Origin of the sequence: Siphonobacter aquaeclarae, assembly GCF_900103285.1 — a bacterium.
Lineage (GTDB): Bacteria > Bacteroidota > Bacteroidia > Cytophagales > Spirosomataceae > Siphonobacter > Siphonobacter aquaeclarae.
The window spans coordinates 263,091-277,925 of sequence record NZ_FNGS01000004.1 but is presented as its reverse complement, the minus strand read 5'-3'; the positions used below and the strand labels follow the sequence as shown (position 1 = coordinate 277,925).

At 55.0% G+C, this 14,835-nt stretch carries 13 protein-coding genes; 6 read left to right on the top strand and 7 right to left on the bottom strand.

Going from position 1 to position 14,835, the window contains the following annotated elements:
- Positions 1 to 28: 28 nt before the first annotated feature.
- Both BLR09_RS11510 and BLR09_RS11505 read left to right on the top strand, forming a co-directional pair.
- Positions 29 to 1,519: a sensor histidine kinase gene (locus BLR09_RS11510; protein WP_218126648.1), complete on the top strand. Its 1,491-nt coding sequence runs from the start codon at positions 29 to 31 to the stop codon at positions 1,517 to 1,519.
- Positions 1,516 to 2,166 (top strand): LytR/AlgR family response regulator transcription factor, encoded by a 651-nt coding sequence (locus tag BLR09_RS11505; protein WP_093201956.1) that lies wholly within the window; start codon positions 1,516 to 1,518, stop codon positions 2,164 to 2,166. Before BLR09_RS11510 ends, BLR09_RS11505 begins: the two co-directional genes overlap by 4 nt.
- Here BLR09_RS11505 and BLR09_RS11500 read toward each other — a convergent pair.
- Both BLR09_RS11500 and BLR09_RS11495 read right to left on the bottom strand, forming a co-directional pair.
- Positions 2,148 to 2,657, bottom strand: a complete 510-nt coding sequence (locus BLR09_RS11500; protein ID WP_093201954.1) for a gamma carbonic anhydrase family protein — start codon at positions 2,655 to 2,657, stop codon at positions 2,148 to 2,150. The genes BLR09_RS11505 and BLR09_RS11500 overlap by 19 nt on opposite strands.
- Before the next feature lie 93 nt (positions 2,658 to 2,750).
- A complete protein-coding gene (locus BLR09_RS11495) occupies positions 2,751 to 3,677 on the bottom strand; it encodes a DUF2911 domain-containing protein (RefSeq protein WP_093201951.1) in 927 nt (308 codons plus the stop codon).
- 216 nt (positions 3,678 to 3,893) lie between these two features.
- Between BLR09_RS11495 and BLR09_RS11490 the strand changes: the two genes are divergently transcribed.
- Entirely contained in the window at positions 3,894 to 4,637 is a 744-nt protein-coding gene (locus BLR09_RS11490; protein ID WP_093202861.1) for an NYN domain-containing protein, read from the top strand.
- 197 nt (positions 4,638 to 4,834) lie between these two features.
- Positions 4,835 to 5,374 (top strand): NUDIX hydrolase, encoded by a 540-nt coding sequence (locus tag BLR09_RS11485; protein ID WP_093201949.1) that lies wholly within the window; start codon positions 4,835 to 4,837, stop codon positions 5,372 to 5,374.
- Positions 5,375 to 5,471: 97 nt separating this feature from the next.
- Here the strand turns inward: BLR09_RS11485 and BLR09_RS11480 are convergent, their stop codons facing one another.
- Both BLR09_RS11480 and ade read right to left on the bottom strand, forming a co-directional pair.
- Entirely contained in the window at positions 5,472 to 6,113 is a 642-nt protein-coding gene (locus BLR09_RS11480; RefSeq protein WP_093201946.1) for a peptidylprolyl isomerase, read from the bottom strand.
- Positions 6,113 to 7,756, bottom strand: a complete 1,644-nt coding sequence (gene ade / locus BLR09_RS11475; RefSeq protein WP_093201943.1) for an adenine deaminase — start codon at positions 7,754 to 7,756, stop codon at positions 6,113 to 6,115. Before ade ends, BLR09_RS11480 begins: the two co-directional genes overlap by 1 nt.
- 109 nt (positions 7,757 to 7,865) lie before the next feature.
- Here ade and cmk point away from each other — a divergent pair, with 109 nt between their 5' ends.
- Positions 7,866 to 8,558 carry a (d)CMP kinase gene (cmk, locus tag BLR09_RS11470; protein WP_093201941.1) on the top strand — a complete coding sequence of 231 codons (693 nt, stop codon included), beginning with the start codon at positions 7,866 to 7,868 and terminating at the stop codon, positions 8,556 to 8,558.
- Between the two features lie 68 nt (positions 8,559 to 8,626).
- Here the strand turns inward: cmk and BLR09_RS11465 are convergent, their stop codons facing one another.
- The 3 genes from BLR09_RS11465 to BLR09_RS11455 form a co-directional block, all read right to left on the bottom strand.
- Positions 8,627 to 9,805 (bottom strand): hypothetical protein, encoded by a 1,179-nt coding sequence (locus BLR09_RS11465; protein WP_093201938.1) that lies wholly within the window; start codon positions 9,803 to 9,805, stop codon positions 8,627 to 8,629.
- 79 nt (positions 9,806 to 9,884) lie between these two features.
- Positions 9,885 to 11,234 carry a serine hydrolase gene (locus BLR09_RS11460; protein ID WP_093201936.1) on the bottom strand — a complete coding sequence of 450 codons (1,350 nt, stop codon included), beginning with the start codon at positions 11,232 to 11,234 and terminating at the stop codon, positions 9,885 to 9,887.
- A gap of 45 nt (positions 11,235 to 11,279) precedes the next feature.
- On the bottom strand, positions 11,280 to 12,407 hold the full coding sequence (locus BLR09_RS11455) for a helix-turn-helix domain-containing protein (RefSeq protein ID WP_093201933.1): 1,128 nt from the start codon (positions 12,405 to 12,407) through the stop codon (positions 11,280 to 11,282).
- A gap of 154 nt (positions 12,408 to 12,561) precedes the next feature.
- Here BLR09_RS11455 and BLR09_RS11450 point away from each other — a divergent pair, with 154 nt between their 5' ends.
- Positions 12,562 to 14,763 (top strand): beta-N-acetylhexosaminidase, encoded by a 2,202-nt coding sequence (locus BLR09_RS11450; RefSeq protein ID WP_176785525.1) that lies wholly within the window; start codon positions 12,562 to 12,564, stop codon positions 14,761 to 14,763.
- Positions 14,764 to 14,835: the final 72 nt, after the last annotated feature.

The window sequence follows — 14,835 nt, the reverse complement described above, 5'->3', positions numbered from 1 at the left end:
TGCCTGTCCTGTTAACTTCCGTAAAGCCATGAAACGAGTTCTTAATTTCCGGCGGCTGGAGATGGTCGTCGGATTGTTTTTTCTTCTGGGAGGCATCTTTGCCTGCCTGCGGGACGCCATCGAACGGTCCGGGATCGTTTTGCGGCAGTTCCGCGGGCACCTCCCGGAGTATCAGCAGTATACCCGTGAGTTTTTCCTGCTGTACGATGATTTTCTGCCGGAAATAGCCGTCCGCGTCGGGATACTCGGCGCGTGGGCCATCGTCCACTTTTACGTCGTTCCGTCGTTCCGGAAACAACCCTGGCGATCAATTCTGGTCTTTTTCGGTGCGGCGGCGGTCTACGTCGCCGGACAGGTGATTTTTCTGGAGTTCCGGAAAGTACCGGAGGTTTTCATGGAAAACGGAGAGATCGCCTACACCTTTGCCGAGCGGGAATACCCGCGTATCGTAGACGATTTTGTCGTCGTTTTCAGCATTATACTATATGAAATCGCGGCCCAGGTGGTGTACAGGCTGCTCCGGCGCGAAAGCCGCTACTCCACCCTCCTTGCCTGGGTACTCTTCGCGGGGTATGCCTGGCTGGCGACGATCGTCGGTATCCATATATTCGATATTCTGCTGACCCAATTCTGGAGCGGACTACTGGTATTTTCCCTGCCTTGCTGGTACACATGCCTGCTGGTGCTGTTGTTCCTGGTTTTTCCGAGGCGGGATTGGAAAACGCCTATCTGGGTCGGGATTTACCTGCTTGTCGCGGCGGCGATTACGCTGGTGGCTTCGCAGATGATCAATACGGTATTCAACATCCGGAGCCTGTTCTGGGTTTGGCTGGTACATTGGGCCGTCGCCTGCTCGCTGGTGTATATGATAGGGTATTGGCTGTACCGGAAACTGGAGGAAGGCCGTGCGTTGCGTCAGACCGTGCAGGTAGGGCAGGCGGAGCTGGCGTCTCTCAAAGCCCAGATCAACCCGCATTTCCTCTTCAACGCACTGAATACTTTATACGCGTCGGCTTTGCAGGAGCAGGCTGAAACGACCGCCGAAGGGATTCAGAAGCTGGGAGATATGATGCGGTTTATGCTGCACGATAATGCCCGGGACCTGATACACCTCTCCCGCGAGCTCGATTACCTCCGCGAATACATTCACCTCCAGCGCCTGCGTTTGCCGGATACTATCGATATTCAGGTAACAATGCCGGAAGAGGCCTGCCCGATGCAGATACCGCCCCTGCTGCTGGTACCTTTTGTGGAAAACGCGTTCAAGCACGGTATCAGCCTGCGGCAACCCAGCTGGGTCTTTGTCCGGCTCGAATGCCGCCCGGAAGCGGTCGTCTTTGAGGTACAGAATAGCCTGCATCCGAAACAGGAGAACGATCCGGAATCGGCTGCGTCGGGTATCGGGCTGGAAAATGTCCGGAAGCGGCTGGAATTACTGCTGCCCGACCGGTATGACCTGCAAATCCACGAAACACGTAAAGAATATTCCATCCACCTCGAACTGAAACGAAAAGCATGACGGCCATTGCGATCGACGACGAACCAGCCGCCCTCCGGATACTCGAAAATTTTGCCGGTCGGGTCCCTTTTCTCGAACTGAAAGAAAGCTTTACGGATGCATTCCAGGCGCTTGATTACCTGCAGCGCCATCACGTAGACCTGCTCTTTCTCGACATCAAAATGCCGGACCTGTCAGGTATCGATTTCCTGAAGAGTCTGCGGAAACCGCCGATGGTCGTGTTTACGACGGCATACTCCGAGCACGCCGTCGAAGGCTTTAACCTCGACGCCGTGGATTACCTCCTGAAGCCTTTTGCCTATGCGCGGTTTCTGAAAGCCTGCCAGAAGGCCTTCGCGCATGTCCGCACGCCGGAGCAGAACGACTACCTCATGGTGAAGACGGGGTACGAGCAGGTACGGGTCCGGTTGGCTGACATCCTGTACCTTGAAGCGGGGGGAAATTACGTGGTGTTTGTACTGGCCGGAAATCAGAAGATCGCCTCCCGCCTGACGATGCAGGAAGCGCAGGAAATACTGCCTTTTTTCAAGCGTATTCACCGGTCGTATCTCATCAATACCGAAAAAATCGAGAAGGTAGACCGGTACGAAGTGAAGATCGGGGAGAAGCTGCTGCCCATTGGCGTCAGCTACCGTGAAAGCCGCTGATCGGACTCCCGCAGCGGAAATTCACCGGACGCATGCCTGTGCCCCATTTCCACATAATGTTGTGCGCTGGCGAGGAGCTTTGCCTCGATCACGGCCGGGTCGAACGTTTTCAAGACCTTCGCCGGTACGCCCAGCACAAGGGAATAATCCGGAATTTCCATTCCTTCTGTCACCAGCGCATTCGCTCCGATGAGGCAGAAACGCCCGATACGGGCTTTGTTGAGGACGGTTGCCCGCATGCCGATGAGGGAGCCGTCGCCGACGGTTGCCCCGTGTACGATAGCGCCATGCCCGACGGTTACGTCATTCCCGATCACGGTCGGATCACCCGGATCGGCGTGGATTACTGCCGTATCCTGGATATTGGTGCGGTCGCCGATGCGGATCGCCTCCACATCTCCGCGGAGAACGGCATTGTACCAGACCGAAGAATCGTCACCCAGGGTGACATCGCCCATTATACAGGCGCCGGGAGCGAGGAAGGAGGACATGGGGAATTTTTCAGTTTTCAGTTTTTGGTTTACAGTTTTCAGTTTGGGGTACCAGGACCGTAAACTGAAAACTGTAAACCGAAAACTGCTTTCTCAGCTTTTCTTTTTCTTCGACGGAATAACCTTTTTCACGTCTTCTACTGCCGGCAGTTTGGACTGGATGTCTTGGATGCCGTTTTCGATCTGACCTTTGAAGAAGGTGCTGAAGGCGCCGTCGGGATTGGCATTGCCGAGGGAGAGTGCCTTTTGAGCGAGCGGCAGGGCATCCTTGTACTTGGCAAGCTTCATGAGGAGCTGGGCTTTGGTCCACAGCTTGGAGTAGTTTTCACCGGAAGCCAGGGCTTTGTCGATCAGGGAAACGCCTTTTTCCAGGTTTTCACCGCTGCTGAGGTAGTAGGAAGCAGCGCGCTGGTTGGTAGCGGCGTCTTCGGGTTTCTCGGCGAGGGCTTTGTCGATACCTGCCTGCACGAGGCCCTTGGTATCCACCCCTACGTGAAGAACGATCTGCGTCTGGTCGAAGCAGAAGTTGAGGTTCGCCGTGTTGTCGGTCAGGTCAGAAAACCAGATCGTAAAGCTTTCGAGGCGCGGATGGTTTTTCGGGGCGACAGACAGGCGCAGGGCGTCGTTTTCCTGCTTGTAGCTCTGCTCAGAGGCATTAACATCCTTGTTGAAGATGATGGTCCAGTTGCCCGTAGCCACCGGAATGCTGAAGAGCGAGTACTTGCCGGCCGGAAGGGTTTGCCCTTCGAAGGTCGCGTCGGTACTGAGCTCAACGGTGGTAGCGGCGTTGGCGCCGGTCCGCCAGAGCTGACCGTACTGGCGAACGGTCTGGGCGTCGGCTGTCGCGCCGAAACCGGTACGCCCCTTCAGGCTGGGGCGTGAAAACGTGACTTTGAAATCGGTAATACCGACGGTCTGGTGAATAGCCGCCGCCGGGCTGGGAGAGGGCGTACGCTGGGCGAATGTCTGAAGGCCGAACAGGACTCCCGCGGAGAGAGCCACCAACTGTTTTGTGTTCATGAGTGTGTATGCGAGAAGGTAATTGGACGGCAAAGGTGGGGGATGGGGAGGGAATTTGAAAGGGGGAGGAGAAATGAAAAGAACAGAAGTCTTCCGGTTGCAGATTTACCGGCAAAGCAGATCCGTAGGTGTTTTTCGAATCCGATACGGGATATGCGGAAGAATACCTGTTACTTGCTGAAAACAAGACAGATCGAGTCTGAAAATTCCGATGATATGAAAGAATACCGACTCGCGGTGCTGATCGATGCCGAAAACGTCTCCTACAGCTACGTGAAGGACATGCTGGAGGAAATCTCCAAAAATGGAACGCCTACCATCAAGCGGATTTATGCCGACTGGACCAAGTCCGTTGTTTCCGGCTGGAAGAACGTCCTGCTTGAAAATGCCATCACACCCATCCAGCAGTATAGCTACACCAGCGGAAAAAATGCAACTGACAGCGCGTTGATCATCGACGCAATGGATATACTCTATTCGGATAAGGTAGACGGCTTTTGTATCGTTTCCAGCGACAGTGACTTCACCCGCCTGGCGACCCGCCTCCGGGAATCGGGTATGCTGGTAATTGGTTTCGGGGAAAAGAAAACACCGCAGCCGTTTATCTCTTCCTGCGACAAATTTATCTACCTGGAAATTCTGAAAAATACAACTGCAGCGGAGCCGGATTCCGGCGATACCCCTTCGAAGAAAAAGGTCAAAAAAGAGCCGCTCAACCGCCTGGATTCCCGTATTGTCAGGCTGCTCACCGACAGCGTGAACGACCTCGCCGATGAAAACGGGTATGCCTTCCTCGGAAGTCTCGGCAATTTCATCCTGAAGAAAAAGCCCGACTTTGATCCCCGGAACTACGGCTTCCCGAAACTCCTGATGCTGATCAAGTCTGTCGGCAAATTCGAAATCGATGAACGGGAAAGCGGAAGCGGGAATAATAAGCTGATTTATGTGAAGTTGAAATAGAGATCTGCTATAAGCTTTCGAGGACTGAGAATCAATAAGAAAGGCGGGCGCATCCTCCCGATTGCAACATCCGTAGCGGATGCTGCAAATGGCGGTCAGGTAGTGTCTTCCGTGCCGTTTCGTTCCAAAAACTTCTTTCGCCTTCACTCCCCGCACCGTAGCTTTGCCCCCTATACTCAATCACGCCCCAACCGGCTATGAAACGGAATTACCTGCTCTATCAACTGGATAGCTACGAGGCTTCGGACGCCGCCGAAGAAGAAATGAAACAACATATGGTACGGTTCGTGCGTAGTCATCCGGACTGCTTTGAGCGAACGCTGGAAGTCGGTCACGTAACCGGATCTGCCTGGATTACAGACGAATCGGGTTCGCAGGTACTGATGGTGCACCATGCCAAGCTCGACCGCTGGCTGCAGCCCGGCGGGCATTGCGACGGCGACCACGACGTCCTGGGCGTTGCCCTCCGTGAAGCCTGGGAAGAAACCGGTGCGACGGTAACGCCATTTCATAAAGGTATTTTCGACGTCGATATCCACGTCATCCCCGCCCGGAAACAGGAACCTGCTCACCTGCATTACGACGTACGTTATTGGCTCAAGGCTGATCCTGCGCAGCCGTTGCTGCTGACGGCGGAGTCGAAAGACCTTCGCTGGGTTCCGCTCGACGAGGTAGTGACACTGACGGATGAAGAATCTGTACTCCGTATGGTCCGGAAAACGAAGCAGACAGCTTAAAAACAAAACTGTCTGTGAAGTCTGTGTCGTCTGTGAGCAATTGATTTTTTCTCACAGACGACACAGACTTCACAGACGGTTTGAAACAGATCTGGGGCTATTCCGCCCGGATGGAAAACTTCACAATCTCCACCGGTCGTTCCAGATCACCCAGCGGCGCTTTCGCAATTTTATCAACCACGTCGAGGCCTTTCGTAACTTCTCCGAAGACGGTATATTCCTTGTCAAAAATGATTTCCCCTCCCTGTTGCAGATATAGCTGTTTCAGTGCCGGCGGATAGTCTTTCAATTCTTCCTCGTTGTAATAAATACCTTTGGAAACGATGAAAAACTCCGTGGAAGAAGAGCGCTTTTCAGGATTATTATCCGAATACCGGGCCATTGACAATGCGCCTTTTTTATGCACGAGATTCGGCCGGAATTCTGCCGGTACCGTATAATTCAACTGATCTTTCTGCTCTCCGCCACCCTGAATACAGACGCCCTTGACGAGGCGGTAAAAGCCCCGGTCATCGTAGTATCCTTTCTTGATCAGCCGGACAAAATTTGCCCGGTGAAGCGGCGTTTCCGTGTACAGTTTCAGCTCAATCGGCCCGTATTTGGTACTGATAACAACTTTGGTTTCAGGATTTTGCTTCCCGTATTCGGTCAATACCTTCACGACGTCTTCCTGGGGAATATCCAGGTTTGAACAGGCAGATAGCAGCGGTAAAAGCAGCAGGAGAAAATAACGTTTCATCAGTCGATCAGGGTATCAGTGAAGCGGAAAGCGGCGCCGTCGAACAGGCCGAGATCGCTCAGTTTCAGTTCCGGAATCACCAGCAATGCCATAAAGGAAAGGGACATAAACGGAGAAGCAAGTGTACAGCCGAGCGCGGATTTCGCAAACGCATCGATCTCGCCATACCGGGCCGCGACTTCATACCCGTCCTCCCCGCTCAGAATACCGGCTACCGGCAGGGGCAGTACTTTTTCTTCACCGGCGCCAACGGCAGAAATCCCGCCCTGCGCCCCGATGACGAGGTTGACGGCCTGGCAGAGGGACTCGTCATCGACCCCCACCGCCACGATATTATGCGAATCATGCGCGACGCACGACGCCAGCGCACCTTCTTTCAACCCGAAACCATGAATGAATGCCACAGCAGGAGGAGCGTCAGCATAGCGGTTGACGACGACGATCTTTAATACATCCTGCCCGGTATCTGTCTGTACCTGACCATTTTGCGCGGATAGCGTCCGGGTCAGGGAGTGCGTGATCAATTGTCCGTCCAATACCTCGATGGTTCGGACGGGTTGGATACTCCGGTCCGAAACCAGCGCAAAATCTTCCGGTCGTTTGGCCGTTGCCCGGAACTGATTCACGGCCTCGCCGCGCAGGTTCGGAAGCAGGGAAACACCGTTTTCAGCCACAAGCTCTCCGCGTAGGTAGGTTTGGAGAATGGAAAAATCCGTCAGCGAATCGGTGACGATAAAATCGGCCGTATCGCCTTCCCGCAGTAGTCCGACCGGCAGCCGGTAGTGTTCGACCGGATTGATGCTCGCTACCCGGAGAATATCAAAAAGGTGGTCCGGGTACAGCTTCAGCGCGCGGCGGACGAGCAGGTTGATATGGCCGAGTACGAGGCCATCCGGGTGCTTGTCGTCCGAACAAAACATCAACTGATCCGCATACTGTGGCAGCAACGGAATCAGGGCATCGAAATTCCGGGCAGCAGAACCTTCCCGGATCAGGATTTTCATGCCATATCGGAGCTTGTCGAGCGCTTCTTCGGCGGTAAAACATTCGTGATCGGTCTGGCAACCGGCTTCGATATAGCGACGGGCGTCGTCTCCGCGCAGGCCGGGAGCATGCCCGTCGACCGGATAGCCGAGCTCCTGCGCAATGCGGATTTTTTCCACCATATCCGGGTCTCCGTTCAGGACGCCGGGGAAGTTCATGACTTCGGCGAGGTACCCGACTTCGGGATAGGTTTTGAGAAGATATGCTATATCCTGCGGCGTCACAACGGCGCCGGCGGTTTCGAAAGCCGTAGCCGGTACGCAGCTGGGCGCGCCGAAGCAAAAGACAAAAGGTACCTGCCGGGCATTTTCAATCATATATTCCACACCGCTGACCCCCAGTACATTGGCGATTTCGTGGGGGTCGGATACTGTCGCGACAGTACCGTGTACCACCGCCAGCCGGGCAAATTGCGCCGGAGTAAGCATGGAACTTTCGACGTGCACGTGGGCATCGACAAAGCCGGGCAGGAGAAAACGATCCGTCGGTGCGGCGGCGTTGTTCTCGATGCGTTCAATACGCCCGCCTTCCAGCGTGAGGGTAACGCCGCGTATTTCCCGCCGGAAGAGGTCGACGAGCTGGCCACTGATTTTCGTCATGGAAACTTTATTGGATTAGTCTTCGCGGATGAAGCTTTCATTTCACAACTTTGCCAAAGTTCTAAAATGAAACGACTTCCCGCCCGATTTCCCGGGGAGTTTCTGAAAAATGTCGAAAATCATCATCGCGATAGACGGCTATTCTTCTTGTGGAAAAAGCTCTACCGCAAAGGTTGTCGCCGCACATCTGGGTTACGGCTATATTGACACCGGTGCTATGTACCGGGCTGTCAGTCTGTACTTTCATCAGCATTATGTCTCGCTGACGAATCCGAAGGAAATCCAGCATGCGCTGCAGCAAATCCAGATATCTTTTCAGTTCAATCCCGAAAAACGGCTGAACGAAACCTATCTGAACGGTTTGTGTGTGGAAGACGAAATCCGGAAGATGTATATCTCCCAAATGGTCAGCGAAGTAAGCGCGGTGGTAGATGTCCGGCGCGCAATGGTTGCCCAGCAGCAGCGCATGGGCAAACACAAAGGGGTGGTGATGGACGGCCGCGACATCGGAACCGTTGTTTTCCCAAGTGCCGAACTGAAGATTTTCATGACCGCCGACCCGATCATCCGGGCGGAGCGCCGCCAGGCCGAACTGCTCGAAAAAGGCGAACTGATCTCTTTCGACGAAATACTGGAAAATCTCCGCTCCCGCGACTACATCGATACCCACCGGTCGGAAGGACCGCTGCGGCAGGCCGATGACGCTATTGTTCTTGATAATTCGTTCCTGACCTTCGACGAACAGGTGGAACTCATCCTCAACTGGGCCGATACCCGGATTTCGAGGGAGCTGCGGGCCTGAACAGGCTGGGGCATATCATAGAGCGGGGCGGGCCGAAGGCCCGCCCCGCTGCTGTATAGGGTTGGATATTAGTGACTTTCGTCCGTTTCATATCCCAGCACCGTCAGCTGGTACGGGGTAGGCGATACGGCAAACGAGCGGGAATCCGACAGGTTTTCCAGCGAAATCCGGAGTACCTTTCCCTGCTTCGGCTGCGTAATGTAGGCGAAGCGGGACGTAGCCGCCAGCGCCGGTTTTTGTGTTTCTTCTTTCGAAACGGCAGGTATGACCGATCCTTCCCGGAGAAGCGAACGGCTCGCCAGGTTTACTACCTTCAGCACGCCGCCATAGGTCAGCCCGAGGAGGTATTTTTTGCTGACATCGATTTTGGTGAGCAGCAATTCCTTGTTTTCCAGTAGCGGACGGATCGCGTTGTTTTTGAGGTCGATTTCATATGCGCCAACGGCAGAGGAATACCCGACAAACGTCCCTTTGGCTTCATAAATCGTGCTTAGCCAGGCCGTTCCGAATGCCGCAGGGTAGGGAATGAGGCGCTGCTGACCGCTTGCTTCTACCACCAGTACGCCGCCCGTTGAGCCGAATACCGCTACGTTTCCATCTGATGCATTGCCGTGTATTCCGCCGGTGGCCAGCGTCGACGCATGAACGGTTTTTCCCGTTGCATCGATGATCCGTACCCGCTCCGGCAGTGAACCGGAGACTGTCCCGTCTTTTTCCGTGACGGCGTAAGTACCGTTCGAAAACCGCGCCATCGCGCCGTGGTGGGCTTTGTTGCCGGTTGAAAGCGACCGGAAAACAGCGCCGGGCGCGTGAATATCCGCCTCCGGAGCGACCGACATCGTTCCGTCGCCGTCATTAAACGTGATCAGCTCTCCGCCCTGACTTTTGAAGTGGGTGGGTTTGGCGCTTTCCGCGGTCAGGATTCCGAATTTGGCGATTCCCTTGACATCGACGTGGTCGCCATGTAACTCCAGACCGCTGTCAAACGTGGTGACTTTGTTGGACGACGTATGCACCAGTGCCGCATACCGTCCCGATTCAGTAGTATACAACGCCGCCTTCGGAAAAGCGGCCTCAAAGGTCTCCGTTTTGCCGGAAGAGGGGCTGAGCAGAGTAAGCTTGTTTGTCTGCTCGTCGTTGACCAGCAGGCGGACAAACGCATACTCTTCGACGGGTTGGGGTGTGTTTTCCTTGTCGCACGCCACGAAGGCGGCAGCCAGAGAGAGAAAGAGATAAGACTTCTTCATAGTGGGACTTTATATTTGCAACAATGTTGCAAATATAAAGTCGAATTGTATTTATGCAACAATGTTGCAAATAAAGAAATCACAACCGGGTAGCCTCTGTATCTCCGTTTTGGTGGACGGTCATCCGGCTGACTTTTCCCGTCTCGTCCCGGTGGAATGTGAAGCTGATGTTCGCTTCTTCCAGAAAGAAATCCGTGGTACTCTCGGCAAAAAGGTGGTAAGTAGGTTGCCCCGGTACGTCTAGCAGGAGATTTCCGCCCTTGACGGTCACGGATACGACCTTGTCTTTGCCAAGCTGGTACTTTCCCGCATACGCGTTGAGAAGATCGGGAGAGACGGCTCTGCGCCGCTTCGGAAGCTGGTACGGACCGCCGTATGCCATTTTGGCGACAGTTGCCAGTACCGGGTCCGGGTCGGAGAGATAGCTGGCGTCGTCGATATTACTGAGCAGAATAATCGTCAGGTTCTGTTTCGGAATATAAACGAAAAAGGTACCGTATCCCGGTAAATTGCCATTCTGGTAGGCTAGCTTGTCGCCGTTTACTTCCGAGACACCCCAGCCGTATCCCCATTCCGGATGCCCGCTCAGCGCTTCTTCCCAGGTTTCCGGACGGAGCAACAGGTTGCGGCGTACGGCCGTCGCCCACCGGAACAGATCGCCCGTAGTGCTGTACATTCCTCCCGCGGCGTATGCCGCTGACGAGTCCAGCGGAGCAATCGGTACCATCACGGTATCCCGTTGCATGGTATACCCCGTGGTGCGCCCCGGTATCCGGAGGTTCCGGAAATCAAAGCCGCTGCTTCGCATCTGGAGGGGAGTTAGAAACCGCCGGCGTACTTCCGCTTCGAACGGATGCCCGGTTACTTTCTCGATAACCATCCCCAGCAGGTAATAGCCCGAATTACTGTAATGTGTTTGCGAACCCGGTTCACTTGCCAGCGGCTTGTCCCGGAAAAAAGAAAGTATATAGTCGTGCGAAACCGGCCGGGAGAACGATTGCGCCACCGATGTATCCTTGCTGTACAACGCCTGCTTGAAATCCGGAATACCGGACCGGTGCGTCAGCAGGTGTTCAAGGGTAATCTTTTCGCCGGAAGGATATCCGGGCAAATAGCGGGAGAGCGGATCTTTCAACGATACTTTTCCTTCTTCCTGCAATTGAAGAATGACAGCGCCTGTAAACGTTTTGGTGATCGACCCCAGCTGAAATACGCTGTTGGTGTCATTGGGTACCTGACGGGCAAGGTCACGCCAGCCGTACGCCTTGTGGAAAAGGATAGTATCTCCACGGGCAACAAGAACGGACCCGTTGAACCGGCCGATGCGTCCGGCTATTGTGAAGTACTCGTCGAGTTTTATGGGTAAAGATTGAGTAAATGCCGTAGTACTCAACAGTACGGGAATCAGGAAGGATAAGAGGCGTTTCATGGCGTTTTTTCAGCGAAAGAACATCGCCAGGGCGCCGCTATCCACTCAAATCCCGATTTGAGAGCGCTCTTTCTTCTGATGTTCGAGGTATTCCGTCGGCGATTGCCCCGTGACCTTCCGGAACGCCCGCTGGAAGGTCGCCTGGGAATTGAAACCGCAATCATGCGCGATGCCCAGAATCGTAAACTGCCGCGCGTCCGGATCAAGAAGCCGCTGCTGCACCTCTTCCACCCGGTACTGATTGACGAAATCGTTGAAACTGCGGCCCAGGTACTGATTGAGCGTCGCCGAAAGGCGCTTAGGGGGAAGGGAAAGGTGTTTGCCGAGGCGGTCGACCGTCAGCTCCGGATCCAGAAACAGCCGGTCCTGCTCCATCGCCTGCTGCAATAACTTCGCCGTGTCGCGGGTTTCCTCTTCGGGAAGGGCGACCCGGGGTGCGGGTACTTCCCGGTAGGTATGCAGGTATCCGCGCAGCCCGATCCAGTAAATAAGTCCTGCGATAGGAATGTACAACGGATACCAGCCGAAGAGATCGAGCAGCTTGCCGCTCAGCGCCGGTATTTCGTACGGAATCAGAAACAGCAGCCAGAGCAACTGGAAGCTGAACAGCGCACCGGTCAGGTGTTTCAGCCAGTTCAGGTGGACCTGCCGGCGCTCTTCCGGAACCGTACTTCCGCGCAACAGCCGGTACGTCAGAAACAGGTAAACCGTCAACGACATCCACCGCGGAATATCCACATACTGATTATACAGGTCGATGTAACCTGCCCATTTCGGGCCGTCACTTCCTTTTATTACTCCCGACAAAACCAACGTGATAAATACCCAGGCGAGGATCGCCCCGCCGGCATCGAATACAACGGGCACAAACTGCCATTTTTCTTTTCTTCCGGGGGAAAATCCGGGATCGAGCAGCGACCGGGTGTAGAAATACAGCAGAGGCCCGAGCGGCATCACCAAAATAAACGGCAGAAAATCGAGTATCAGGCCTACGATCGGATGAAACAGCGGCACCGACAGGTTGAAACAGGCCAGCGACAATACCAGCGTCAGCCCGGCCAGGAGGCGGTTCGGCAGGCGCTGCCCCCGCCGGTTGAACCAGAGGAGGCCGGTCAGAATAAATCCCTGCAATGCGCCGAGCAGCAAGAGAAGATCAAGCGGAGAGATGTGCATGCGAACGGAGAAGAGGCTGTTCAAAAATAGCCGGATGCGGTATTCCCGTCGCGGTTTTAAGCTTCTTTAACAGATGGTTACGCGCAGGCAGGAATTTCCGGCGGTTATGAAGGCCTTGCAGTCGTCTTCCTCTTTCGGAAGTAAGTTTGTATTCATGAGAAAAATCATTCCGGGAGTACTCTCCCTGCTGGCCTGTCTGCCCGCTTTCGGGCAGTTGAGCCTGGTACCTGCGCCGGCGCATACCGTCGTCAAAACCGGTACGTTCATCCTTACGCCCCAAACGCGTATCAGCGCGGCGATGCCCTTCCGGCAGACGGCCGCGTTGCTGGCCTCGGGTGCGTCAATCGCTACTATTCCGGCCGGCGGAGCCATTCGTTTCGAAGCCGCCGCCGCTACGGATACGCTCGGGGAGGAGGGCTACCGCCTGTCTGTCACCCCGAAAAACATCACGGTCCGGGCGCAACATGCCCGCGGCGCGTTTTACGGATCGCAGACACTCCTGCAACTGCTGGCGATCTACGGAAAAAACATCCCCTGCGCCGAGATTGCCGACAAACCCCGTTTTGGCTACCGCGGCCTGCACCTGGACGTATCCCGGAATTTTTATCCAATTGAATTTATCCGGAAGACCATCGACCTGATGGCGCTGTACAAGCTCAATACCTTTCACTGGCACCTGACGGACGGCGCCGGCTGGCGACTGGAAATCAAGCAATACCCCGAACTGACCCGCCAGGCGGCCTGGCGCTACGGTACGTCCTGGAAAGAATGGCGCGACCGCGGTGTCCGGATGAGCCGGGAAGGCAATCCGAACGCTTCCGGTGGGTACTACACGCAGGAGCAGGCGAAGGATATCGTCCGGTATGCCGCAGAGCGTGGAATCACCGTACTCCCCGAGATCGAAATGCCCGGCCACTCCGAAGAGGTACTGGCCGTTTACCCGGAATTGTCCTGCTCGGGCGTTCCATACAAGGAATCTGACTTTTGTGTAGCTAATCCGGCCGTTTTCACTTTTCTCGAAAACGTACTGACGGAGGTAATGGCCATTTTCCCGTCGAAATACATCCACATCGGCGGAGATGAAGCCGGCAAGGAAGCCTGGAAAACCAGCGCGGCCTGTCAGGAACTGATGAAAAAGGAGGGCTATACTTCGGTAGACCAGCTTCAAAGTTATTTTATCCGGAAGATCGAAAAGTTCGTCAATTCCAAAGGCCGGCGCATCATCGGCTGGGATGAAATCCTCGAAGGCGGCCTCGCGCCGGACGCCACCGTAATGAGCTGGCGGGGCGAGAAAGGGGGTATCGAAGCCGCCCGGCAGAAGCACCACGTCATCATGACTCCCGGCGGATACTGCTATTTTGATTTTTACCAGGCCAATCCACTGACGCAACCGGAAGCCATCGGCGGCTTCCTTCCGCTCGAAAAAGTATACAGCTATGAACCCATTCCCGCCGGCCTGACAGCCGAAGAAGGGAAGTATATTCTCGGCGCGCAGGCTAACGTCTGGACGGAGTACATTCCGACTACCGAACACGCGGAATACATGATTTTCCCCCGGCTGCTGGCGCTGGCCGAGGTGGTATGGAGTCCGAAAACCTCGCGTAACTGGCCTGATTTCCAGCAGCGTATGCAGGCGCAGTTTGGACTGTTGCAAAAAAAGGGAGTGAATTACTGTCGACCATCGTACGACCTCACGATCCGTCCGGTTTTCGCAAATGGCAAAGCAACGGTTACCCTCCTTTCGGAGCAGTACCAGCCTGAAATTCATTATACTACCGACGGTACGAAGCCCACGCTGTCGTCCCCGAAATACACCCGCCCTTTTGAGGTAGCCGGCTCGGCTGTTATCACGGCATCGGTTTTTGAAGACGGTCAGGCGAAGGGTACGCCTGCGACGCTCCCCATCGATTTTCACAAAGCCATCGGCAAAAAGGTAACGTACCGGCTGCCGGCCAGCAAGGGCTATCCTGCACAGGGAGAGGCCACGCTGACCAACGGCTACCGCGGCGGACTGACCTACGGCGACGGGCAATGGCAGGGTTTTGAAGGCAAAGACATGGATGTTGTGATCGACATGGGCGAGTCAACCGCCCTACGCAGCCTCAGCGCCGGCTTCATGCAGCTCACCGGGCCGGGTGTGTATATGCCGGCTTCGGTAACCGTTTCCCTTTCGGACGACGGGCAAACCTTCGGCCAGGAACTCACCCTTCCCAACGACGTCCCCGAAAATGATCCGAAACTCGCCTTCAAAAGCTTCGCCTTCGATCTTTCCGGCAAAAGAGCCCGCTACCTCCGCATCCAAGCGGTGAATAAGCAGCGGGGGTTTTTGTTTTGTGATGAGATAATCGTGTATTGAGTTTACGGTTTACGGTTTTCCGTTTTCAGTTGGAAGGGCGGACGTGTTTGCCTTCTCTAACTGAAAACGGAA

Bases quoted from the DNA above. Each gene is read 5' to 3' on its own strand.
- BLR09_RS11510 (WP_218126648.1), top strand. From the start codon at position 29: ATGAAACGAGTTCTTAATTTCCGGCGGCTGGAGATGGTCGTCGGATTG.
- BLR09_RS11495 (WP_093201951.1), bottom strand. From the start codon at position 3,677: ATGAACACAAAACAGTTGGTGGCTCTCTCCGCGGGAGTCCTGTTCGGC.
- BLR09_RS11465 (WP_093201938.1), bottom strand. From the start codon at position 9,805: ATGAAGAAGTCTTATCTCTTTCTCTCTCTGGCTGCCGCCTTCGTGGCG.
- BLR09_RS11505 (WP_093201956.1), top strand. From the start codon at position 1,516: ATGACGGCCATTGCGATCGACGACGAACCAGCCGCCCTCCGGATACTC.
- BLR09_RS11490 (WP_093202861.1), top strand. From the start codon at position 3,894: ATGAAAGAATACCGACTCGCGGTGCTGATCGATGCCGAAAACGTCTCC.
- BLR09_RS11460 (WP_093201936.1), bottom strand. From the start codon at position 11,234: ATGAAACGCCTCTTATCCTTCCTGATTCCCGTACTGTTGAGTACTACG.
- BLR09_RS11455 (WP_093201933.1), bottom strand. From the start codon at position 12,407: ATGCACATCTCTCCGCTTGATCTTCTCTTGCTGCTCGGCGCATTGCAG.
- BLR09_RS11500 (WP_093201954.1), bottom strand. From the start codon at position 2,657: ATGTCCTCCTTCCTCGCTCCCGGCGCCTGTATAATGGGCGATGTCACC.
- cmk (WP_093201941.1), top strand. From the start codon at position 7,866: ATGTCGAAAATCATCATCGCGATAGACGGCTATTCTTCTTGTGGAAAA.
- BLR09_RS11485 (WP_093201949.1), top strand. From the start codon at position 4,835: ATGAAACGGAATTACCTGCTCTATCAACTGGATAGCTACGAGGCTTCG.
- BLR09_RS11480 (WP_093201946.1), bottom strand. From the start codon at position 6,113: ATGAAACGTTATTTTCTCCTGCTGCTTTTACCGCTGCTATCTGCCTGT.
- BLR09_RS11450 (WP_176785525.1), top strand. From the start codon at position 12,562: ATGAGAAAAATCATTCCGGGAGTACTCTCCCTGCTGGCCTGTCTGCCC.
- ade (WP_093201943.1), bottom strand. From the start codon at position 7,756: ATGACGAAAATCAGTGGCCAGCTCGTCGACCTCTTCCGGCGGGAAATA.